This is a genomic window from Rhizobium sp. R711 (assembly GCF_002211365.1).
In the GTDB taxonomy this organism is placed as follows: domain Bacteria; phylum Pseudomonadota; class Alphaproteobacteria; order Rhizobiales; family Rhizobiaceae; genus Rhizobium.
This window is the reverse complement of sequence record NZ_LOKZ01000015.1, coordinates 56006-76970: the sequence shown is the minus strand read 5'-3', so window position 1 is coordinate 76970 and position 20965 is coordinate 56006. Positions and strand designations below refer to the sequence as shown.

Sequence of the window (20965 nt, the reverse complement as noted above, 5' to 3'; positions counted from 1 at the left end):
AACATGAAACAGCGGTCCGCACATCCACGGTTTAGTACTCGTCCCGGTTGAACGATGCTCGCCCGGGCGTTGTTGAGCATGTCAAAAAGAGCTTGACCAACGCAATGCGATTAGACAACACCATCTAGCCGTTGCTACAACCGTTTCTTAACGCTGTTCTGCCAAGACTTCCGCCAGGATTTGCCTGAAGAGTTTTGCGTGTTTGTGATGGCGGTCATTGAGACGGCGGAAAAGATGCTGCCTGCGGGTCTGCGCCCGGCGGGAAGTCGTATGCTGCGCTCGCTCGCCACCGCTCTGACCGCGCGGGGCGACAAGGCTGCCGCCCAACGCATGGCGTTGACCGCTTTCTCGATCCGCATTGTCAGCGCCGCCCTCGCCTTTCTGTCGCAGATCGTCCTGGCGCGCCTGATGGGCGAATACGAGTATGGGATCTTTGTATTCGTCTGGGTCCTGATCGTCCTCGTCGGCGATCTTTCCTGCCTCGGCTTCCACACCGCCATCGTCCGCTTCCTGCCGCAATACAAGGCGGCCGGCTCTTTTGAGAAGATTCGTGGGCTGACCGGCACCGCTCGCATCTTCGGCTTGCTTTCCGGCACAGCCGCGCTTGGCATCGGCATGATCGCCCTGCAAGTCTTCCGCGACAGGCTCGAGAGCTACTACGTCGTGCCGATCCTCCTGGGACTGGTCGCCATGCCGATGATCGCCCTCGGCGATATTCTGGAGGGCACGTCGCGTGCCAACCACTGGCCGGTCATGGCGCTAAGCCCCGCCTACATCGTGCGGCCTCTTCTCATCATTCTTTTCATGCTGACCGCGATCAGCCTTGGTGCGCAGCATACGGCGGTGACGGCGATGCAGGCCGCGCTCGCCGCCACCTATGTCACCGCCGTCGGACAGTACGTCGCAACTCTTCTGCGATTACGCCGTCACTACAACGAAGGCCCGCGCGAGGTCGATTTTCTCGGCTGGCTCGGGGTCGCCTTCCCAATCTTCCTCATCGAGGGGGTCAGCTTCCTTTTGACCAATTCTGATGTGGTCGTAGTCGGCATCTTCCTCGAACCGCACGACGTCGCGATCTACTTCGCCGCCGCCAAAACGATGGCGCTGGTTCACTTCATCAATTTTTCGGTGAAGGCAGCCTCCGGCCCGCGCTTTTCAAGCCTGATTGCCGAGGGAACACGTCAGCAACTCGCCGTTGCCGCGATCGACGCTGCAAAATGGACGTTTTGGCCTGCACTCGCCATTGGGCTCGCCGTCGTCGCCGCCGGTCACTTTCTCCTCTCGCTGTTTGGCGGTGCTTTCACGGCCGGCTACATCGTGATGGCGATCCTGCTGGCGGGTATTCTCGCCAAGGCCCTGGTCGGCCCGGCGGAAACGCTGCTGATGATGGCGGGCAAACAGAACATGTGTGTTCTGCTCTACGCCGGAGCGCTGGCGGCGAATATCGGCCTCAACCTCCTCCTCATCCCCAGACTGGGCATCGCGGGCGCGGCGATCGCCGCTGCTTCGGCCATGGGCGTGGAAGCCATTCTCCTGCATTTTGCCGTCCGGCGCGCGCTTGGCATCGCGCTCTTCGCATTTGCCACGCCTCCCACGGCCAAGACAGACATGGAAGCTTGATAGAATGGCGCGCAATCCTCCAGCTACCGAAACGACCGACGTTACGACGAACCGCATGGTTCACGAGCTTGCGGCTCTGGATCTCGACACGCCGCGGGCGGATGCACGCGTCGAGATCGGTCGCCTAGGGCGCGAGCTCTGCCTATATTCCGGCAGGCTGGGATACGAACTGCAGGAAGAACTCGACTTCCTGTCAAACCGTGCGATGGAACCGAACGTTTTCTTCACGGGACGCTTCCTCGCCCCGGCCATGCCGCGGCTTGACGACAGGCAGGTAAACTTCGCCCTATTGCGAGACCAGAGCGAATCCCACAGCCGCATGCGCTTCCTGATGCCATTCTCGGTGGAAAAACCAGGCTTCGCTGTTGGCCCTTCAATCGTGCGCGTATGGTCGAACAGCTTTGCACCGCTCGGCACACCGCTAATCGATGCCGAAGACGCAGGTGAGACGCTGGACAACCTCTACAATGGCCTGACACATCGCGATCTGCGCTTGCCACCGATTCTGGTGCTGCCGGATATGAGGCTGAACGGCATCTTCGCTCGCATGGCAAGGGCGGTTGCCATCGACCGGAACCTGCCGATCACCATCGCCAATCCCTATCAGCGCGCCATGCTGCAGAGCGACGAGGAAGCAGCCGCCTATCTGCGCGATGCGATTTCTTCATCGCATCTGAAGGAGATGCGCCGGCAATGGCGTCTGCTCGAGGAACTGGGCACGGTGGTCTACAGCGTTGCCCGCCAGCCGCGCGACATCCACGTGCGCTTCGAGGAGTTCCTTGCGCTCGAGGCCGGCGGCTGGAAAGGCAAGAAACGCAGTGCGCTGGTGACGGATCGCTACCACACCGCCTTTGCCCGCGAGGCCGTTTCCAACCTCGCCGCCGTCGACGCCGTGCGTGTTCACACGATCGACCTAAATGGAAAGGCGATCGCCTCGATGGTGGTCTTGATGATGGGCGGAGACGCCTATACGTGGAAGACGGCCTACGACGAAACCTATGCCCGCTATTCGCCAGGCAAGCTGCTGATGGGCGAGTTGACGGAATGGCACCTTGACGACGCCAATATCATACGCTCCGACTCCTGCGCTATTCCAGATCACCCGATGATCAATCGCTTCTGGAAGGAGCGCGAGGAGATGGGGACCATGGTGATCGGGCTCAACCAGAATGGCGACCGCGACGTGCGCCAGGTGGCAGCCCAGCTTCATATGTACAGCAGCACCCGCAACGTTGCGAAAATGCTGCGACAGAAGATCATGTCGCTCGCTCGGCGCGGCAAGTCTCCTCAGTGAGCTCCAGGCACGTCAAACGCCTCAACCGGTGCTGGCCCGCTCCCTCAACAGGCGGCGGATCACCTTGCCCGTCGTCGTGAGCGGCAGTTCCGAAACGAATTCCACCTCGCGTGGATATTCATGCATGGAGAGCCGCATCTTCACCCACTCGCCAATCTCCAAGGCCAGCCGGTCGTCTGGCTCATAGCCCGGAGCCAGTACGACATAGGCCTTGACGATCTCGGTGCGCACAGGATCAGGCTTGCCGATAGCGGCGGCCAGTTGCACGGCCGGATGGCCGCTGAGACAGTCCTCGATTTCAGCAGGTCCGATGCGATAACCTGAAGACGTAATGACATCGTCATCCCGGCCGAAGAAGGTGAGGTAGCCGTCCGCATCCTGGCGCCCGATATCACCGGTCAGCAGCCAATCGCCCGCAAACTTCCGTTCGGTTGCGGCTGCGTCGCTCCAATAGCCGAGAAACATGACGGGATCTGGCCGGCGGATGGCGATCTGCCCGGTTTCACCAACAGGAAGCTCCTCCCCGGCTTCGCTGACGATGGCCACGCGATGCCCGGGCACGGGCCGACCGATCGCACCGGGACGGCTGATACCGATCGCGGCGCTCGACGACAGCACGAAATTGCACTCCGTCTGCCCGTAGAACTCGTTGACGGCAATCCCAAGCGTCCGCTTGGCCCATTCCAGCGTTTCGGCACCAAGCGACTCGCCCGCCGCGCCGATCGTGCGCAGCACGAGGTCGTACTTGGAGCGTGGATCGGGCACCGACTTCAGCAGCCGGAGCGCTGTTGGCGGGATGAAACCGTTGCGCACCTTCATCTCGGCCATGATGCGATAGGCCATGTCGGCATCGAATTTCTGCGCCGGCGACGAGACGACGGGAACGCCGAGCAGCAGGCTTGGCAGCAGCGCATTCAGCAGGCCGCCAGCCCAGGCCCAGTCCGACGGCGTCCAGACCTTGTCGCCCGCCTGCGGGAAGCCCTCATGGGCGAATTGCATCCCCGGTATATGCCCGGCCAGCACCTGATGGCCGTGCAGGGCGCCCTTCGGCGGACCGGTCGTTCCCGACGTGAAGATCATCAATGCCGGATCATGGGGCGCCGTCTTCGCAACCTCGAAGACCGGCGGATGGCCCGCCACCAGCGAGGCAAAGGATCGAGCGCCTTGCCCATCGCCATCGACGCTGATGACCTCGGTCAGATCAGGGAGCCGACCACGGATTTGGCTGACGCGGTCCAGCCCGAATGTGTTGGTGACGACTGCGGAAGCGCCTGCCGTCCGCAGCCGATATTCAAGCGCCTCGACACCGAAGAGCAATGCCAGCGGCAGCGCGATCGCGCCCATCTTGTAGATCGCGACATGGGCGACGACAGTCTCGAAGGACTGAGGCAGAAGCAGCGCGACCCGATCGCCCTTCTTCACCCCCAGCAACACCAAAGCATTGGCGAGCGACGACGAACGGTCCGCCAGCTCGCGATACGTCATCGAGAGGTGGTTGCCGTCAGGACTGAAATGCTCAAGGCAAACACGCTCCGGCGCCCACTCGGCCCAGTCGTCGCTGACCGCACGGCCAATATTGAAATCCTCCGGAATGTCCCACGCAAAATCGCGGTAAAGGTCTTCATAGCGATCGCGTTGCGGCAGTCTCATCGGCGGGAATCCAGTAAAATGCTGCAGCAGCTAACACCCGTAGCTCCGCTTACGCAAGCGCGAGAGCCGAGGACGGCCCGGATCGGTCACAAAACTTTTGTGTGAGTGGCAGACACTTTCGTGTTTGCCGCGCTAGATCAAAGGGCGCGCTGGGTAGCGACTCGATGTTTGGAGCGATTTCATGGACTACGTCAAATTTGGCGGCACTGGCCTGGAAGTGTCGAAGATCTGCCTTGGCTGCATGACCTTCGGCGAGCCTGGCCGCGGCAACCACAGCTGGACGCTCGGTGAAGAAGACAGCCGTGCACTGATCAAGCAGGCACTGGATCTCGGTATCAATTTTCTCGACACCGCCAATACCTATTCGGATGGCTCCTCGGAGGAGATCGTCGGGCGGGCCATCAAGGATTTTTCAAAGCGCGACGAGATCGTACTCGCAACCAAGGTCTTCAACCGCATGCGGCCCGGCCCGAACGGCGCCGGCCTGTCGCGCAAGGCGATTTTCGACGAGATCGACAACAGCCTGCGTCGCCTCGGCACCGACTATGTCGACCTCTACCAGATCCACCGTTTCGACCAGACGACACCGATCGAGGAAACGCTGGAAGCGCTGCATGACGTCGTGAGGGCAGGCAAGGCGCGCTATATCGGCGCGTCTTCCATGTATGCTTGGCAATTCGCCAAGATGCTATACACCTCGCGCGCCAATGGCTGGACGCCATTCGTCAGCATGCAGGATCACCTGAACCTGCTCTACCGGGAGGAAGAACGCGAAATGCTGCCCTTCTGCCAGGATCGGAAGATTGCCGTCATTCCCTGGAGCCCGCTCGCCCGCGGTCGGCTGACGCGCGATTGGGATGAGAAGACGACCCGCAGCGAGACGGACGAATTTGGCAAGACGCTCTACAAGCAGGCGGAAGACGCCGATCGCACTATCATTGGCGTCGTCGGCAAGCTGGCCGAGAAACATGGTGTCTCCCGCGCCCAGATCGCGACGGCCTGGATCCTGCAGAAAAGCGCTGTGACGGCGCCGATCATCGGCGCGTCGAAAGCCAACCACCTGACCGACGCGGTTGCGTCACTCGCCGTCAAGCTGACACCGGACGATGTTGCCGCACTCGAAGAGCCTTACGTCCCCCACCACGTCGAAGGTTTCAAATAACGCGACCATTTGGAGATTCCCGGTCGCTTGCGTGACGCCGACGGCCAGCAACTCCCCTCAAGGATCTTGCCATGACGACCATTCCCTTCGAGGCACGCCGCTTTCAGTCCACGGCCGCCTATTACACGCGCTATCGCGTCCCCTATCCTGATGAACTCATCGAGCGGGTCGCTGAAGGTGCGGGGCTCGCAGCCGGTGAACGTGTGCTTGACCTCGGCTGCGGGCCGGGTCAACTCGGCATCGCTTTTGCGCGACTGGCCGGCGCTGATGTCACGGGGCTCGATCCCGAGCCGGAAATGCTGGAAGCTGCACGTACCGATGCGGCCGCTGCTGGTACTGATGTCACATTCACCAAAGGGTCGTCATACGATCTCGGTCCGCACTTCGCGCCGCTCAAGATGACGGTCATGGGGCGCTCCTTCCATTGGATGGATCGCCCGGCAACGCTGAAGGCTCTCGACGAGATTACCGTTCCCGACGGCTGCGTCGTGCTGTTCGGCGACCGCCACATCTCCTCGACGCCGGACTGGCGACAAGCGGTTAACAAGCTCGCCGAAACCTTCGCCCCGGAGCGCAATGCCGATCGCGAACGGCGGAAGGGGCCGGATTGGGTCGAGCATGAAAGCATCCTGCTTCGCTCGCCTTTCAGCGATCTGGAAAGGATCTCGGTTATCAGGGAACGCAAGCTCAGCCTCGACGATATCGTCGGTCGCGCCTTCTCAACCTCTGTGACATCGCCCCAGGCGCTCGGCGAAAGAGCAATTGCCTTCGAGGCGGACCTTCGCGACACCCTCCTCAAGCTTTCGCCTGAGGGCACCTTCACGGAGGTGGTGGAAATCGGCGGTCTGATCGCTCGTCGAGGCTAACCGTCAGTTCTGTTCGCCAGGGAAAGCACATCGCGCGTCGTATACAGAAAGTTATCGGAGAGCTCGCGACTCTCGACGGCGCGCGCCAGGATCACCGCACCCATCATCGCCGAAAGCGTCGCAAACCCCTTCTCGCGGCGCTCTTCTGGAGTTTCGCCGCGAACGATCTCGGACAGAATATCGACAAGCATCGAAAGCCCGTCATTGAAGGTTTCGCGCACTGCCCCGCGGCTTCGGCTGACCTCCTGGGCAAGCGAGGCAAAGACGCAACTCCCGCCCGGATCATCGACGCTGCAACGCGACAGATAATGATCGAGCAGCGCGTCGAGGGGCCGCCCCGGCGCCGAAGCGATGATCTCGTTCCAACGGATCTTTACCTTCTCGATCAGCGCGCGGCTCACTTCCAGCGCGAGTTCTTCCTTGGATTCGAAATGCCCGTAGAAGCCGCCATGCGTCATTCCGGCGGCCTTCATGATCTCGGCGACGCCGATGCCGTCGAAGCCTTTTTCGCGAAACAGCACGCCTGCGACCTGTAGGATCTTCTCGCGATTTTCGGCAAATTTCTCTCGGCTGACCCGCATTCATTTCTCCGCAATTAGCAGCTTGACAATTTATATGACGTCCATCATCAATACGCAACAATTATGATGACCATCATCTAAAACCTTCCGATAGTCTCCGACAACCTCAAGACGGGACGGCCACATGGTATCGACTGCACTTGCCTCATCGCTGGCGCGACGCAACATCCACTATGGATGGGTGGTCGTCGCGGCAACCTTCCTGACCATGCTGGTGACAGCCGGCGCGATGGGCGCCCCCGGCGTCCTGATCAAGCCGCTTCAGGACGAGTTCGGCTGGGAAACCTCACAGATATCCTCCGCGCTTGCCGTCCGCCTGCTTCTCTTCGGGCTGATGGGACCGTTCTCGGCGGCCTTCATGAATTATTTCGGCGTCCGCAAGGTCATCGTTTTCGCCATGGCCCTGATCGGCAGCGGCTTCATCGGCTCTCTGTTCATGACTAAGCTCTGGCAGTTGCTGCTGCTCTGGGGCGTCGTCGTAGGCTTCGGCACGGGACTGACGGCCATGGTTCTCGCGGCGACCGTTTCGGCCCGCTGGTTCACCAAGCACCGGGGCCTGGTGGTGGGCATGCTGTCGGCGAGCTCAGCCACGGGCCAGCTGGTCTTCCTGCCGCTCATGGCAGAACTGACCGAACGCCACGGATGGCGCGGAACGGTCTTTTTCGTCTGTGGCATGATCATGCTTGCCGCTCTTCTGGTGCTGGCCTTCATGCGCGACCGCCCCTCCGACCTCAATCTGCCGGCCTTCGGTGATGAACACGTCACGCCGCACGTGCCGCCGCAGGGGGGCCTGTTGGCAATGCTGGCAACCCCGATCACGGTTCTCAAGGAAATCTCCGGCACGTCGACCTTCTGGATTCTCTTCGCCACCTTCTTCATCTGCGGCCTCAGTACCAACGGCCTGATCCAGACGCATTTCGTCACCCTCTGCGGCGACTTCGGCATCGTCCCGGTCGCTGCCGCGAGCGTCCTTGCCGTCATGGGCATTTTTGATTTCTTCGGCACGATCGGCTCCGGCTGGCTTTCGGACCGCTTCGACAATCGCTGGCTGCTCTTCTGGTACTATGGCCTGCGTGGCCTCTCTCTGCTCTTCCTGCCCTTCAGCAACTTCAGCTTCTATGGCCTGTCGATCTTCGCCGTCTTCTACGGCCTCGACTGGATCGCCACCGTGCCGCCAACCGTCAAGATCGCCGCCGATCGTTTTGGTCGCGAAAAGGCCGGCCTCGTCTTCGGCTGGGTCTTCGCCGGGCACCAGCTCGGAGCCGCAACAGCGGCCTACGGCGCCGGCTGGTCGCGCACGGAACTGCAGAGCTATCTGCCCGCCTTCTTCATCGCCGGAGCCTTCTGCCTGCTCGCTTCGATCCTCGCGATCACGCTGAAGAAGTCCGGCGTCCATCAGCCCGCCGCCGCCGGCGCGCATTGACACAGTTCCGGCCGCAGGCCGGAAACTCCAATAAATCAAGCCGAGAACTTCGCCCGCCGTCTTGCGCGCGCGGGTGAACGCATGCTAGACAGCCGCCCGTCGGTATCCGTTGCCCCATTGGCGGAATTGGTAGACGCGCTCGACTCAAAATCGAGTTTCGAAAGAAGTGCTGGTTCGACCCCGGCATGGGGCACCAAAAATCTCGAACTCGCCAAATACTTGACTGTGATTTGAACGGCTTTGGCTTCCCATCTGCTGCAGCAAGACATGGGCTCCTTCCGCGCGAGCTCAGCTTGTGCGATAATAAACCACAGTCTGCATTTACTGAAAAATTTTGCGTGAAAGAATGACGGCACGGCGTGCCGGCATGGGGGCGAGGCTGCCCTGAAATTCAGCGCTGCATCCACGCCCAAGCCAACCTTGGCCGCGGTGGCCAAGGTCTCCGAGGGAGGAGAACTCAGATGAAAGCAGCAGCAACTTGCATCGCGGCGCGATGACCGTCGCGACAGCTCTTTTGAGCAGCACGTCGATCGTTCCGGCGCAGGACCAACCCAAGCCCAACATCGTGTTCATCATGGGCGACGACGTCGGTTGGTTCAATATCGGCGCCTACAATCAGGGCATCATGGCTGGCAGGACACCGAACCTGGACCAACTCGCATCGGATGGCATGCGGTTTACCGACTATTACGCTGAAGCGAGCTGCACGGCGGGCCGCGCGAACTTCATCACCGGCGAACTGCCGATCCGCACCGGGCTGACCACGGTCGGCCAGGCGGGCGGCACCCTCCGCATGCCGGACGAGGCGCCGACCATCGCCATCGTGCTTAAATCGATGGGATACGCCACTGGCCAGTTCGGCAAAAACCACCTGGGGGACCTCAACCAGTTCCTCCCCACGGCGCACGGATTTGATGAGTTCTTCGGTTACCTTTATCACCTCGATGCGATGGAAGACCCCTGCCATTCTACCTACCCGCCGGCGGTAAAGACGATAGTGGGTCCCCGGAACATGTTTCATAGCTATGCGACCGACAGAGATGATCCCACCGTACAGCCTCGCTGGGGCAAGATCGGGAAGCAGAGGATCGAGGATGCCGGCGAGCTTTGCCCGGATCGCATGGAGACAGTTGACGACGAGATCCTGGCGAATGCCCTCAAGTTCATCGACAAGGCAAGGCAGGGCGACAAGCCGTTCTTCCTCTGGCTCAATCCCACGCGCATGCACGTGGTCACGCATCTCTCGGAGAAGTATGAGAAGATGCGCACACCCGAGAATGGCTGGTCCCTCGAGGAAGCCGGAATGGCGCAGCTTGACGACGTCGTCGGTTCTGTCATGAAGTACCTGAAGGACAACGGGCTCGAGAACAACACGATCCTTGCCTTCTCCACTGACAACGGCACCGAGAACTTCACTTGGCCCGACGGCGGGCAGACCCCATTCGCCGGTGGGAAAGGCACGGTCCTCGAAGGCGGCTTTCGCGTGCCAGTGATCCTCCGCTGGCCCGGCCATGTGCCGGCGGGCAAGGTGGAAAATTCGATTGTCTCGGGACTGGATTGGTTCCCCACTTTCGTCGCAGCGGCCGGCAATCCGAACATCGTTGGCGAGCTCCAGAAGGGCAAGTAGATCGGTGATCAAACTTACAAGGTGCATCTTGATGGTTATGACCAGACCGACCTGATCACTGGCAAGGGCCCGTCGCAACGGCATGAAGTCTTCTATTTTGCCGAGTCCACCCTAGGTGCGGTGCGCATCGACGACTTCAAGTACCGGCTCACAGATCAGCCGAATGGCTGGTTTGGCGCCACGGTCAAGGTTGACTGGCCAATCCTCGTTAACATCCGCTTGGACCCGTTCGGGCGCACGGGCCTCGGCCAGTCGCTCTTCGCGAAGGACTGGTGGGCTTACGAGTTCTGGCGCTACGTCTTCCTGCAGCAGGAAATGGGGAAGGCAGCCCAGACCTTCCTTGACTTCCCGCCCATGCAAAAAGGCGCAAGCTTCAATCTGGAGGCTTTGAAAGAGGAGTTGGACAAGAAGATGGCCAGTCAAGCGGCACGGTAACAGACGCTCGCGCGCACTAAATCGAGGCGGACGCCCTTGTGGCGGCCGCTCCGGTACCGAGCAACCAGTGACTCCGCCGGCGAAAGCTCCTTTCACTCTCTGCAAGAATAGCGGCGTCCTGCTGCACCCTCAGTGGAAGCTCCCCGCAATGACGATGCCCAGGGAGATAAAGATCACCGCCCCGACAAGCCCCATTAGCTTCCCGGTGGCACCGGCGACTTGAACGCCTGCCGCATCCACCTTGAGCGCCAGATACAGGGGAAAGGCCACGAAGAAGATCGAGATCCACTTCGGACGCATTATGGTCGCGTCGACGGCGAGCATGATTGCGAAGACCAGGAACATGCTGATAGCGAGCATCCAGCCGATCACTCGGGTCCATTCGCTGCTCGCGACGAAGATTGCGCGGATGTGACCACGATAGACGACGGCAAGGATCGCCAGCGTCAGGGCGGAGCATTTGACGATCGATGCCAGAAGCTGCCAGGCGGCCAACAGCTGGATGGGAGCTGCGTGGCTCGCTACTCCCTGCATCTTGCTCACCGTGTCGCCGGCCGCCGCATCCAGATGGGTCAAAGCCCAGTAGACATGCGGCCCAGCGACGACGAGGCCCACCGCGATGGTGACCGCCAGCCGCCAGTTGAGGACCAACCGCCGCATACCGGGTTCGAGCAGGAGCGCGACAACGGTCGCGACGGGGATGATCGCAAAATTGTACTTCGCAAGGAATCCGATGCCGGCCGCTGCTCCGAGAAGCGCGTAATTGCCGGTCGATGCACGCTCGTCCATTCGTGCCAGCACGTATAGGAAGAATGCAACGGCCGCGAAGGCACCGATGCTGTGGGTCAGATCCCGCTGCGCAAGCAGAAAGACGGCAGGTAGGCTCAGCAGACCGAGAACCGCAATCCAGACGCTATCTCGTGCTCCCATCAATTTTCGGGCTGCCAGCCCGAGAAACACGCAGCTCGCCAGCAGCGTGGCATTCTTCAGGAATGCGAGCGTGTCCACCGACACGCCGAAGACCTTGCCAAAACAGTAGAACAGCCAGTTGTAGAGCGGCGGCTGATCGCCGTAGCCCAGTTGCAAGGCATGCGCGAGCCTGATCTGCTCGGCCTCATCGGACCCGAGATCGCCACCGCGAAGCAGCCTGAGGGCAAAGCTTGCCGTGAAGTACGTCGCCAATAATAGGACAGGCAGAAGCGCGTCTAGCCGCGCAGCGCGCGGCGCGGAGACGTATGAACCATCGGTAGTGTCAGTCAATTCGTCCCCACGATCGGCTTGAGCGGATCTTCACCGACCGGAACATGCAATTCTTCTGATGGACTGTATAGCGGCTCACCCACCATTTCAGGCACTTGCCAGCACCGTTCCGAAGAAGTGTGTTGCCTCAACGCAACGCTTACGCAACCGGCATTCGCAGCATTACTGCCTCAATTGGACTCTACCCAGCATTTGGGCGGCCGCAGCAAATCAACTGTTTAATTTCTCGAGCGTTTCGGCCAAACTGCGCCCGCCAAGAGGGAAAGTGCACGCGTGCATCAGGAAGTCTCGCTTATTGCCACAGTTGCCGTCAGTTTCGTCTTTGCGGCGATACTCGGCTATATCGCCAACCGGCTGCGGCTGCCGCCGCTTGTCGGATACTTGCTGGCGGGTATCGCCATGGGGCCCATGACGCCCGGCTTCGTCGCCGATGCTGGGCTCGCCAGTCAATTAGCAGAGATGGGCGTCATCCTGCTGATGTTCGGCGTTGGCTTGCATTTTTCCACCGCCGATCTACTCGCGGTGCGGGGCATCGCCGTGCCCGGTGCAATCGCACGCATCGTTATCGTTACCCTGCTCGGTGTCGTCCTCGTCAAATGGTGGGGCTGGGGGCTTGGCGCGGGGATCGTCTTCGGCCTCAGCCTGTCGGTAGCAAGCACGGTTGTACTGTTGAAAGCCTTGGAGGAGCGGAATCTGCTCAACTCGGCCAGCGGCCGCGTGGCCGTTGGCTGGTTGATCGTCGAAGACCTTGCCACGGTCCTGGCATTGGTGCTTCTGCCCGCCGTCGCCGAATTGCTTGGGGGCCATGCCGCCGGCGGCGGCCTTGCACAAAGCGTCGGGCTGCCGCTTCCAGTGACGATTGCCCTGACGCTTCTGAAGGTCGGCGCGTTTGCGGTCATGGCGGTCTTTCTCGGACCAAAGATCGTTCCCTGGCTCCTGACACTGGTCGCCCGAACCGGTTCACGCGAACTCTTCACCCTGACGGTCCTCGCCATAGCACTTGGCATCGCGTTCGGCTCGGCGAAAATCTTCGGCGTCTCCTTCGCTCTCGGCGCCTTTTTCGCCGGCGTCGTGATGAGTGAATCCAATCTCAGCCATCGGGCGGCTGCCGATTCGCTACCGCTTCAGAACGCCTTCTCGGTGCTGTTCTTCGTATCCGTCGGCATGCTGTTTGATCCTTCGATCCTGGTGCGCCAGCCGATGGCCGTGATCAGCGCGCTGGCGCTGATCATCGTCGGCAAGACCATCATCTCCTTCCTCATCGTCGTCATGCTCCGCTATCCGATTGGAATGGCGCTGACTGTCTCAGGCGGACTGGCACAGATCGGCGAATTCTCGTTCATTCTTGCCAGTCTCGGCATTTCTCTCGGGCTACTGCCGAATGACGGGCAGGATATCATCCTGGCGTCCGCCATTATTTCGATTACCCTCAACCCACTTGTCTGCATGGGTGCCGAAGCGCTGCACACCCAGGTCCACGCCAGATGGCCGGCGCTCAGCAATCACTTCGGTCGCCGCCGGCACGAAGTACTCGGCCGCGAACTTGAGAGGATCCGGGCGGTCAACGAGGCGCGCGAGCGCAAGCACCAGCTCGAGATGCAGGAACTTATCGAAACCTTCCCATTGTTTGCCAACGTAGACGAAGATTCTCAGGAGGAATTGCTGCTCCTCTTCCGGCCGAAATCCGCCTTGCCCGGCGAGCGTGTTGTCCGCAAGGGCGACCGAGGCGATGGCATGTATTTCCTGTCGTCAGGCGCTGTGGAGGTGCAATTGCCCGGTGGACCGATCCGGCTGGAGCCCGGTGCGTTCTTCGGTGAGATGGCGCTGCTCAGCGGCGGGCGCCGCACCGCGGACGTCGTCGCTGTGGATTTCTGCCAGTTCTTTGTGCTGGAAAGGCGCGATTTCAACATGTTCACCGCAAAGCATCCCGTTTTGCGCCATGCCGTCAGCGAAATGGCGCGCGAGCGAACGGAAATGAACGTCATGCGGCAAAGGCACGACCAGCCTTCCAGCGTCGCCTCGTGAGCGCCGCGCTCAGCTTGATCACGAAGATTTTTTTGGTGCGTCACCCTACGAACGACACAGCGACCATTTACAGCCGCACCGACGCCCCATAAAGCTCATGCGCTCGACGCGAAAGGATTGGAATGCTCCGCAGACTCTACGACTGGACCATGTCTCTCGCGGGCCGGAAATCGGCCGAAGTCTGGCTCGCCGTTATCGCCTTCGTCGAAAGTTCCATCTTTCTTGTTCCCGCCGACGTTCTCTACCTGCCGATGGCGCTCGCAAAGCCGGAGCGCGCCTACCGCTACGCGCTGGTCGCGACGGTCGCGTCCGTCCTCGGTGGCATCGCCGGGTGGATGCTCGGCTACTACGCCTATGACGCGATTGCCCGTCCGGTTCTGGAATTCTACGGAAAGCTCGATGCCTTCGAGCAGCTCCGGCTGTATATCCACGACGAGTGGGAAATCCTGCTGTTGCTGCTCGTCACCTCAGGCCTGGCACACCTGCCGCCGATCAAGGTGGTGACGATCCTCGCCGGCGTCATTCACATGAATCTCGGCTTCTTCATTATCTCGGCGATCGTGGCCCGCGGCGCGCGCTTCTTCTTCCTCGCGTGGCTGCTGCGCCGTTACGGCGAGTCGATCCGCCATTTCATCGAAAACCGTCTCGGACAGATAGCGGGCATTGTTGCCGCCGTCGCCATCGCCCTCGGGATTGCCTATAAACTACTTGCCCACTGAGCCATTTGCGCGGAGTCCGTTCATGCCTGCCTCGTTTTCCCTTGCTCGCCCGGTCGTCGGTTATTCGCTGGTGCTCGCCCTCGGCATGGCGGTGGTGGTCGGCACCGCACTCGGCTTCCAGTATCTTGGCGGCTACATCCCCTGCGCGCTCTGCCTGCTGCAGCGCCAGCCCTATTACTATGGCATTCCGATCGCGATCCTCGGCGCGGTTGCTTCCGCAGTCGGCCTTCCCAACTGGATAGGCCGTGCATTTCTGCTCGCCGCCGGCATCCTGATGGTCGTTGGCGCCGGCATGGGCGTCTATCATGCCGGTGTCGAGTGGCATTTCTGGGAAGGGCCAGCCACCTGCTCCACAACAGCTGGCAGCATGACGCAAAATGCCGGCGACCTGCTGAGCGAATTGAACAGCATCAAGGGGCCGTCCTGCACCGACGCAGCGCTGCGTGTCCTCGGCCTGTCCTTCGCCGGCTGGAACGTCATCACAAGCCTCGTCCTCGCAGCCTTCGCCTTTATCGGCGTCCGAAAGACGGCCTGAGCCTGACGGATGGCGGCCCGATCAAGGCTGCAGTTCGCTATCCCAGTAAAGATAGTCGAGCCAGCTGTCGTGCAGGTAGTTCGGCGGGAAAAGCCGACCATTATTGTGCAGGTCCTGCACCGTCGGCTGGTAGGGCTTCTGATTCGGGAACATGCCAGCCTGCTTGGGCAGCTTGCTGCCCTTTCTGAGATTGCAGGGAGAGCAGGCCGCAACGACGTTTTCCCATGTCGTCTCGCCGCCATGCGCGCGCGGAATGACATGGTCGAAGGTCAGATCGTCATGCTCGCCGCAATACTGGCATTCGAACTTGTCACGCAGGAACACGTTGAAGCGGGTAAAAGCCGGATTGCGGGAAGGCTGGACGTATGTCTTGAGGCAGACGACACTTGGAAGCCGCATCGAGAAGCTCGGTGAAGACACCGAATGTTCGTATTCAGCAATGATATTCACACGGTCGAGAAACACCGCCTTGATCGCGTCCTGCCAGGACCACAGCGACAAGGGGTAGTAACTCAAGGGCCTATAGTCAGCGTTCAGGACGAGCGCTGGCAGGGCCTGTGGGGAGACTGCAATCGTCAAGGGACTCTCCTGATCGATTCGGCATCTGCACCCTTATATTAGGCCGGTTGTGACGGCATTGTGAAGTCTAATAAATTCAGGCATCAATCCTGTTATTCACGGTACCGCTGCCTAGTCGATCGGCAGCACGCGACGTCCGAGCCTGACAGCGTAATAAGCCCAGAAAAGCCTGGCCGCGACGGATCGCCACGGCGACCACGCGCCGGCCAAGGACGCCAGTTCGCGCGCTTGCGGGCGAGCAGCGAGACCGAATGCCGCAGCCACCGCATTTTGCAGGGCAACGTCACCGGAGGGAAAGACGTCTGCGTGGCCACCACAGAACATCAGATAAACCTCGGCTGTCCAGGGACCGATACCCTTGAGCGCCGTAAGTTCAGCCAGCGCCTCCTCAGGTGGCAAGGCGGAGAGCGCGAGAAGATCGAGGCGACCTGAGGCAACAGCTTCGGCAATTCGCAAGAGCGTGTCCGCCTTGGCACGCGACAGGCCAAATTCTCGCCAAGCTTCGGGACGGAGGAGCACATAATTCTCCGCCGTCAGCACGCCTTCGGCTGGCTGCATCCGCCGCCAGATCGCTTCGGCGCTGGCGCGCGACACCATTTGCGAGACGATAATGTGGGCAAGCCCCTCGAAACCCGGTTCACGCAACCGCAAGGGAAGCGGTCCGGTCTCCGCTGCAATGGCAGCAAGCCGCGGGTCTAGCCGAAGCAGGTTCTCCAACCCCTCCATCACATCATCATCGCTGCGAATGATCAACACGCTTCCTCGCGATCCCACCGAATCCATGGCAGAAGAAAGCATGACCGCGATTCCTCGTCAAAAGCCTGTCTTTCGTTTTGCGCCCAGCCCCAATGGCCCGCTCCACCTTGGCCACGCGCTCTCGGCCCTTCTAAACGGGGACATGGCGGCATCGGCGGAAGGACGCTTTCTGCTGCGCATCGAAGACATCGACCTGACACGCTGTACACCCGAATTCGAGGCTGGCATCTATGCCGACCTCGAATGGCTGGCCATAAACTGGGAATGGCCCGTGCGGCGGCAGTCGGAGCATTTCGCGGAATACCAGGCAGCCCTTGAGCGGTTGACCGACCTCGGCCTCGCCTATCCCGCGTTCATGACGCGAGGCGAGACAAAAACACGGGTTGTCGCCGCCGAAGCAAATGGCACCCCCTGGCCGCGAGACCCCGACGGCTCGCCGCTCTATCCTCCAGACGATCGCGAGCGCGCTGAATTCGACCGGCAGCAGCTGCTTGCATCGGGCGTAAAGCACGCATGGCGGCTCGACATGGGCAAGGCCTTGGAGGCAGTGGGCGCCACCCTTTCTTGGGAGGAAACCGGCGACGGCAATCGTGGCCTGATCGCTGCAAATCCCGGTGCCTGGGGAGATGTCATCCTGTCGCGGTCGGATGCACCGTCAAGCTACCATCTTTCGGTCGTCCTCGATGACGCCCTGCAGGAGGTTACCCACGTGGTTCGCGGGCTCGATCTCTTTCATTCGACGTCGGTGCATCGATTGCTGCAGACATTGCTCGGGCTGCCAGCACCGATCTATCACCACCATCGGCTGATCACCGATGAGGACGGTCGAAAACTCTCCAAGAGCCAAAGCGACACCGGGCTCGCCGAACTCCGCGGGCGCGGGCTTTCACCGGCCGATATCCGCCGCCTTGTGGGGCTTTGACGTCTTGCTCTGCCCCCTGCCCAGGAAATTGTTCTTGAAGATCGCGCGTACGCGAAACTTCAGGAGGGCCGCATTGATCTCAGCGCCAATGATGAAGATCACGCCGACCATATAGAGAAAAATCAGAACGATCATCACCGACGCCAGACCCGCATAGGTCGCCGTGTAGTTGGCGAATGTCGCCAGGTAATAGGCGAAGATCAGGGCTCCCGCCAACCAAAGCAGCAGCGTCACCAGCACGCCTGGCACAACGTCGAACACACGGCGCCGCCCGGCCGGCAGCCACAGGTGAACGACGAAGAGGCCGACGGTCAGCATGAACAGCGTTCCGTAGACGCGCCAGCTGAAGACGACTTCGAGCGTATCGGCGAAAAGCGGGAACCACTGGCGCGCATAGTCGAGGGCAAGCGGCACGGCCACAAGCAGGATGCTGACGGCGGCAAAAATAATTACGGCGATGATGACGTAACCAAGGCTTGCAAGACGGGTGATGTACCATGGCCGCGTTTCCTGAACACGGTAGGCGCGGTTCAGCGATATCCGCAACGCCTCGACCCCGTTCGAGGCAAAGTATGCCGCCGCCAGAACAGACACGGTTAGCAGACCGCCGCGCGGCACCGTCAGGACCTGGATCACCTGGTCGACCAACGGCTTGGCGATCGCCTCCGGCCACGTATCAAAGATCAGATGGATTGCCCGATCCGAGAACTGGTCGGCGCCCAGAAAGGTTGCAAGCGTGGTCCCGAAGATGAGAAACGGAAAGACAGCCAGAAGCGTAGACAATGCGACATGGCTCGCCATCGCGAAGCCGTCGTCTTCAATAAGGTGGCAGATAGCATCGTAGACCACATCATAGAAGATGCGCATTATCTTCGGCATTCCGTCTCCCGGCTTTGGTCGTTGTGTCGCCCGTTCGAATATGGGAAACCACTCCCATTTTGTACAGGAATCATTCCATGTCGGATCAGCGCACAATCATCGTGACAGGGTGTTCTTCCGGGATCGGCGCGCATTGCGCCCGGGCGCTGAAAGCCGACGGCTGGCGAGTCTTTGCCACGGTGCGCAAATTCGATGATTTGGCACCGCTCGAAGCGGACGGCATCGAAGTCTTCCGCATGGACTACACCCGCCCCGATACAATCTCTGACTTCGTGCGAGATGTGACCGCACTGACAGACGGACGCATCGATGCGCTCTTCAACAACGGCGCCTACGGGCAACCCGGCGCGGTCGAGGACCTTCCGACCGAGGCCCTGCGCGCTCAGTTCGAAACGAACGTCTTCGGCTGGCACGAGCTGACGCGCCAGGTAGTGCTGCTGATGCGCAAGCGCGGCCGAGGCCGGATCGTCCAGTGTTCATCGATCCTCGGCGTCGTGCCGTATCGTTTCCGCGGCGCCTATACCGCCTCCAAATTCGCTCTCGAAGGTCTGAGCATCAGCCTTCGCATGGAGCTTCAGGGTAGTGGCATCCACGTAAGCCTGATCGAACCGGGTCCGATCACCTCCCGCTTCACCGCAAACGCGCTCGCAAAGCTCAACGAAAATATCGACGTGAAAAACTCGGTGCATGCGGCAGATTACCGCCGTCAGCTTGCACGGCTTGACGGATCGGGCCGTCCCAATCGACATAAGCTCGGTCCGGACGCGGTCTACGCCGTGCTGAAGCACGCATTGAACTCGAACAATCCGAAACCACATTACCCCGTAACCACGCCGGCAAAGCAGGGCATGGTACTGAAAAGGCTACTGCCCGCAGACCTTTTCTACCGCCTGATGCGCTGGGTGGACTAATCAGGAAAGCCAAAGCCAGCATGTCCACGGTCACCTACATCCTCGCGATCATCGTCATGGGCATCGTCGCCCTGGTACTGATTCGCGGTCTCTTCAACATGATGAAGGGCGGCAACCCGAACCTTTCCAACAAGCTGATGCAGCTGCGTGTGCTGCTGCAGGCGATCGCCGTGCTCCTGATCATGCTGACGCTCTGGCTGACTGGCGGCGGCCGCCCTAGCTAAGACGGGAAAAGAGAGGGGGCAGGTATGGTAAGGCTCAACAAGATCTACACGAAGACCGGCGACGACGGCACAACCGCACTCGTTTCCGGGCCACGTCGGCTGAAATACGATCTGCGCGTCGAGGCCTACGGCACGATCGACGAGGCCAACTCCGCGATCGGCGTCGCACGGCTTCATATGCAGGGCATGCCCGTCCTTGAGAGGATGCTGACGCTCATCCAGAACGACCTCTTCGACCTCGGTGCTGATCTTGCGACGCCTGACGACGGCAAGCCGCCGGCACACGAACCGCTGCGCATCGTCGATAGCCAGGTCGCACGGATCGAGAGCGACATTGACGAGTTGAACGCCGATCTTCAGCCCCTGAAGTCCTTCGTGCTGCCGGGCGGGCACTCGGCGGCTGCTCACCTTCATCTCGCCCGCACGATCGCACGCCGCGCCGAGCGACTGATGGTCGAGCTTGCCCGGGCAGATGGTGAGGTCGTCAGCGACGCCGCATTGAAATATGTCAATCGGGTTTCGGACTTCCTTTTCGTCGCCGCCCGTCACGCCAATGACCGCGGCCATGCCGATGTGCTTTGGGTTCCCGGAAAAAACAGGTAGGTTCCTCCGCAACCATGTGACGCGAACGCCGGGGGCAGGCTTCATGTTCATACCGCTGCACGACGCCAATACGCTGAAGCATATCAAGGTCCAATGGGTCACCATGGGGCTGATTGCGGTGGATCTCGCGGTTTGGCTATTCACCGGGGTTGTCGCCAGCCAATCCGTGTCGCAGGCGACGATTGTCGGCCTGGGTTACATTCCCGCGGTTGCCTTTCACCACGCGAGACTGGAACCGGCGCTGGCCTTCATCCCGGAACCGCTAACCTACATCACCTACTCCTTCGTGCATTCCGGTTTCTGGCATCTTGCTCCCAACATGCTCTTCCTTTGGGTCTTCGGCGACAATGTCGAGGACGCGATGGGGCACCTCCGCTTTCTTATCTTCTATTTGCTCTGCGCGGCGGCCGGCGCTCTCGTCCATGGCCTCGTGGGGACGACATCGGAGGCACCGCTTGTAGGCGCCTCCGGCGCGATCTCAGGCGTGGTGACGGCCTACGTCGTCTTGCATCCTCGCGTAAAGGTCTGGGTGCTGGTGCTGATGCGCGTGCCACTGCCGCTGCCGGCCTTCGTCCCGCTCCTTCTCTGGATTGGCCAGCAATTCGTGATGCTGGTCCTGGAGCCCGATGGCAGCATCTCCTGGGGCGCCCATGTCGGCGGCATCGTCGCCGGCGGCCTGTTGGTCCTTCTCATGCGCCGCCGTGGCGTCCCCTTGTTCGATCGGGAAGTCGTCACCCCGAGAGCTGTCAGACACCGCCCCACAGCCAACCCGGCGATGGTCGCGGCACCCGGCCAGCGGTTACGCTCGCGCCCTCCCTGGAACAGGCAGCAATGACAATATTGACGTGAACGTAAACGTCATATATTGACGAGCTCAATTTGCCTGTCTGCGTC

Annotated in this window: 19 protein-coding genes, 1 tRNA gene and 1 pseudogene; 15 read left to right on the top strand and 6 right to left on the bottom strand. The window is 60.9% G+C overall.

Annotated elements, in window-relative coordinates:
• Positions 1-207 precede the first annotated feature (207 nt).
• On the top strand, positions 208-1620 hold the full coding sequence (locus ATY80_RS16645; RefSeq protein WP_088693477.1) for a lipopolysaccharide biosynthesis protein: 1413 nt from the start codon (positions 208-210) through the stop codon (positions 1618-1620).
• Positions 1621-1624: 4 nt separating this feature from the next.
• Positions 1625-2914 (top strand): GNAT family N-acetyltransferase, encoded by a 1290-nt coding sequence (locus ATY80_RS16640; RefSeq protein WP_088693476.1) that lies wholly within the window; start codon positions 1625-1627, stop codon positions 2912-2914.
• A gap of 21 nt (positions 2915-2935) precedes the next feature.
• Here the strand turns inward: ATY80_RS16640 and ATY80_RS16635 are convergent, their stop codons facing one another.
• Positions 2936-4564, bottom strand: a complete 1629-nt coding sequence (locus ATY80_RS16635; RefSeq protein WP_088693475.1) for an AMP-binding protein — start codon at positions 4562-4564, stop codon at positions 2936-2938.
• A gap of 181 nt (positions 4565-4745) precedes the next feature.
• On the opposite strand from ATY80_RS16635, the gene ATY80_RS16630 reads away from it, so the two are divergent.
• Together ATY80_RS16630 and ATY80_RS16625 are read left to right on the top strand one after the other, a co-directional pair.
• Positions 4746-5726, top strand: a complete 981-nt coding sequence (locus ATY80_RS16630; protein WP_088693474.1) for an aldo/keto reductase — start codon at positions 4746-4748, stop codon at positions 5724-5726.
• A 71-nt stretch (positions 5727-5797) separates the two neighbouring features.
• On the top strand, positions 5798-6592 hold the full coding sequence (locus tag ATY80_RS16625) for a class I SAM-dependent methyltransferase (RefSeq protein WP_088693473.1): 795 nt from the start codon (positions 5798-5800) through the stop codon (positions 6590-6592).
• Here the strand turns inward: ATY80_RS16625 and ATY80_RS16620 are convergent.
• On the bottom strand, positions 6589-7173 hold the full coding sequence (locus ATY80_RS16620) for a TetR/AcrR family transcriptional regulator (protein ID WP_088693472.1): 585 nt from the start codon (positions 7171-7173) through the stop codon (positions 6589-6591). The genes ATY80_RS16625 and ATY80_RS16620 overlap by 4 nt on opposite strands.
• A 124-nt stretch (positions 7174-7297) precedes the next feature.
• Between ATY80_RS16620 and ATY80_RS16615 the strand changes: the two genes are divergently transcribed.
• The 3 genes and pseudogenes from ATY80_RS16615 (at position 7298) to ATY80_RS16605 (ending at position 10658) form a co-directional block, all read left to right on the top strand.
• Positions 7298-8596 (top strand): MFS transporter, encoded by a 1299-nt coding sequence (locus ATY80_RS16615; protein WP_088693471.1) that lies wholly within the window; start codon positions 7298-7300, stop codon positions 8594-8596.
• 111 nt (positions 8597-8707) lie between these two features.
• Positions 8708-8792 (top strand) — tRNA-Leu (locus tag ATY80_RS16610).
• A 297-nt stretch (positions 8793-9089) separates the two neighbouring features.
• Positions 9090-10658, top strand: a pseudogene (locus tag ATY80_RS16605) (arylsulfatase).
• Positions 10659-10787: 129 nt separating this feature from the next.
• On the opposite strand, the gene ATY80_RS16600 reads toward ATY80_RS16605, so the two are convergent.
• Positions 10788-11918, bottom strand: a complete 1131-nt coding sequence (locus ATY80_RS16600) for a glycosyltransferase family 39 protein (protein WP_088693470.1) — start codon at positions 11916-11918, stop codon at positions 10788-10790.
• Positions 11919-12191: 273 nt separating this feature from the next.
• On the opposite strand from ATY80_RS16600, the gene ATY80_RS16595 reads away from it, so the two are divergent.
• The 3 genes from ATY80_RS16595 (at position 12192) to ATY80_RS16585 (ending at position 15197) form a co-directional block, all read left to right on the top strand.
• Positions 12192-13943 carry a cation:proton antiporter gene (locus ATY80_RS16595; RefSeq protein ID WP_088693469.1) on the top strand — a complete coding sequence of 584 codons (1752 nt, stop codon included), beginning with the start codon at positions 12192-12194 and terminating at the stop codon, positions 13941-13943.
• 122 nt (positions 13944-14065) lie between these two features.
• Positions 14066-14662, top strand: coding sequence for a YqaA family protein (locus ATY80_RS16590; RefSeq protein WP_088693468.1), 597 nt, complete (start codon positions 14066-14068; stop codon positions 14660-14662).
• 22 nt (positions 14663-14684) lie between these two features.
• Positions 14685-15197, top strand: coding sequence for a disulfide bond formation protein B (locus ATY80_RS16585; protein WP_088693467.1), 513 nt, complete (start codon positions 14685-14687; stop codon positions 15195-15197).
• Between the two features lie 21 nt (positions 15198-15218).
• Here ATY80_RS16585 and ATY80_RS16580 read toward each other — a convergent pair whose 3' ends face one another.
• Together ATY80_RS16580 and ATY80_RS16575 are read right to left on the bottom strand one after the other, a co-directional pair.
• Positions 15219-15776, bottom strand: a complete 558-nt coding sequence (locus ATY80_RS16580; protein ID WP_007527985.1) for an HNH endonuclease — start codon at positions 15774-15776, stop codon at positions 15219-15221.
• Positions 15777-15887: 111 nt separating this feature from the next.
• Complete coding sequence (locus ATY80_RS16575; protein ID WP_088693466.1) at positions 15888-16574, bottom strand: DNA-3-methyladenine glycosylase; 687 nt, start codon at positions 16572-16574, stop codon at positions 15888-15890.
• Here ATY80_RS16575 and gluQRS point away from each other — a divergent pair.
• Complete coding sequence (gene gluQRS, locus ATY80_RS16570) at positions 16573-17454, top strand: tRNA glutamyl-Q(34) synthetase GluQRS (protein WP_088693465.1); 882 nt, start codon at positions 16573-16575, stop codon at positions 17452-17454. The genes ATY80_RS16575 and gluQRS overlap by 2 nt on opposite strands.
• On the opposite strand, the gene ATY80_RS16565 is transcribed toward gluQRS, so the two are convergent.
• On the bottom strand, positions 17419-18333 hold the full coding sequence (locus tag ATY80_RS16565) for a YihY/virulence factor BrkB family protein (RefSeq protein WP_088693464.1): 915 nt from the start codon (positions 18331-18333) through the stop codon (positions 17419-17421). The two genes, gluQRS and ATY80_RS16565, sit on opposite strands and share 36 nt — an antisense overlap.
• A gap of 77 nt (positions 18334-18410) precedes the next feature.
• On the opposite strand from ATY80_RS16565, the gene ATY80_RS16560 reads away from it, so the two are divergent.
• From ATY80_RS16560 to ATY80_RS16545, 4 genes are read left to right on the top strand one after another with little or no spacing between them, the layout of a single operon-like run.
• Positions 18411-19244, top strand: a complete 834-nt coding sequence (locus ATY80_RS16560) for an SDR family oxidoreductase (RefSeq protein ID WP_088693463.1) — start codon at positions 18411-18413, stop codon at positions 19242-19244.
• A 20-nt stretch (positions 19245-19264) separates the two neighbouring features.
• Positions 19265-19468 carry a twin transmembrane helix small protein gene (locus ATY80_RS16555; RefSeq protein WP_007790735.1) on the top strand — a complete coding sequence of 68 codons (204 nt, stop codon included), beginning with the start codon at positions 19265-19267 and terminating at the stop codon, positions 19466-19468.
• 24 nt (positions 19469-19492) lie between these two features.
• Complete coding sequence (locus ATY80_RS16550) at positions 19493-20071, top strand: cob(I)yrinic acid a,c-diamide adenosyltransferase (protein WP_088693462.1); 579 nt, start codon at positions 19493-19495, stop codon at positions 20069-20071.
• A 43-nt stretch (positions 20072-20114) separates the two neighbouring features.
• The gene (locus ATY80_RS16545) at positions 20115-20906 is read left to right on the top strand and encodes a rhomboid family intramembrane serine protease (RefSeq protein WP_088693461.1); all 792 of its coding nucleotides are present in this window, start codon (positions 20115-20117) and stop codon (positions 20904-20906) included.
• Positions 20907-20965: the final 59 nt, after the last annotated feature.

What these genes read in the sequence shown, in the direction of transcription:
- ATY80_RS16640 (WP_088693476.1), top strand. Translation starts at nt 1,625, where the DNA reads ATGGCGCGCAATCCTCCAGCTACCGAAACGACCGACGTTACGACGAAC.
- gluQRS (WP_088693465.1), top strand. Translation starts at nt 16,573, where the DNA reads ATGACCGCGATTCCTCGTCAAAAGCCTGTCTTTCGTTTTGCGCCCAGC.
- ATY80_RS16585 (WP_088693467.1), top strand. Translation starts at nt 14,685, where the DNA reads ATGCCTGCCTCGTTTTCCCTTGCTCGCCCGGTCGTCGGTTATTCGCTG.
- ATY80_RS16615 (WP_088693471.1), top strand. Translation starts at nt 7,298, where the DNA reads ATGGTATCGACTGCACTTGCCTCATCGCTGGCGCGACGCAACATCCAC.
- ATY80_RS16630 (WP_088693474.1), top strand. Translation starts at nt 4,746, where the DNA reads ATGGACTACGTCAAATTTGGCGGCACTGGCCTGGAAGTGTCGAAGATC.
- ATY80_RS16590 (WP_088693468.1), top strand. Translation starts at nt 14,066, where the DNA reads ATGCTCCGCAGACTCTACGACTGGACCATGTCTCTCGCGGGCCGGAAA.
- ATY80_RS16565 (WP_088693464.1), bottom strand. Translation starts at nt 18,333, where the DNA reads ATGCCGAAGATAATGCGCATCTTCTATGATGTGGTCTACGATGCTATC.
- ATY80_RS16550 (WP_088693462.1), top strand. Translation starts at nt 19,493, where the DNA reads ATGGTAAGGCTCAACAAGATCTACACGAAGACCGGCGACGACGGCACA.
- ATY80_RS16560 (WP_088693463.1), top strand. Translation starts at nt 18,411, where the DNA reads ATGTCGGATCAGCGCACAATCATCGTGACAGGGTGTTCTTCCGGGATC.
- ATY80_RS16625 (WP_088693473.1), top strand. Translation starts at nt 5,798, where the DNA reads ATGACGACCATTCCCTTCGAGGCACGCCGCTTTCAGTCCACGGCCGCC.
- ATY80_RS16555 (WP_007790735.1), top strand. Translation starts at nt 19,265, where the DNA reads ATGTCCACGGTCACCTACATCCTCGCGATCATCGTCATGGGCATCGTC.
- ATY80_RS16645 (WP_088693477.1), top strand. Translation starts at nt 208, where the DNA reads ATGGCGGTCATTGAGACGGCGGAAAAGATGCTGCCTGCGGGTCTGCGC.
- ATY80_RS16545 (WP_088693461.1), top strand. Translation starts at nt 20,115, where the DNA reads ATGTTCATACCGCTGCACGACGCCAATACGCTGAAGCATATCAAGGTC.
- ATY80_RS16635 (WP_088693475.1), bottom strand. Translation starts at nt 4,564, where the DNA reads ATGAGACTGCCGCAACGCGATCGCTATGAAGACCTTTACCGCGATTTT.
- ATY80_RS16620 (WP_088693472.1), bottom strand. Translation starts at nt 7,173, where the DNA reads ATGCGGGTCAGCCGAGAGAAATTTGCCGAAAATCGCGAGAAGATCCTA.
- ATY80_RS16575 (WP_088693466.1), bottom strand. Translation starts at nt 16,574, where the DNA reads ATGCTTTCTTCTGCCATGGATTCGGTGGGATCGCGAGGAAGCGTGTTG.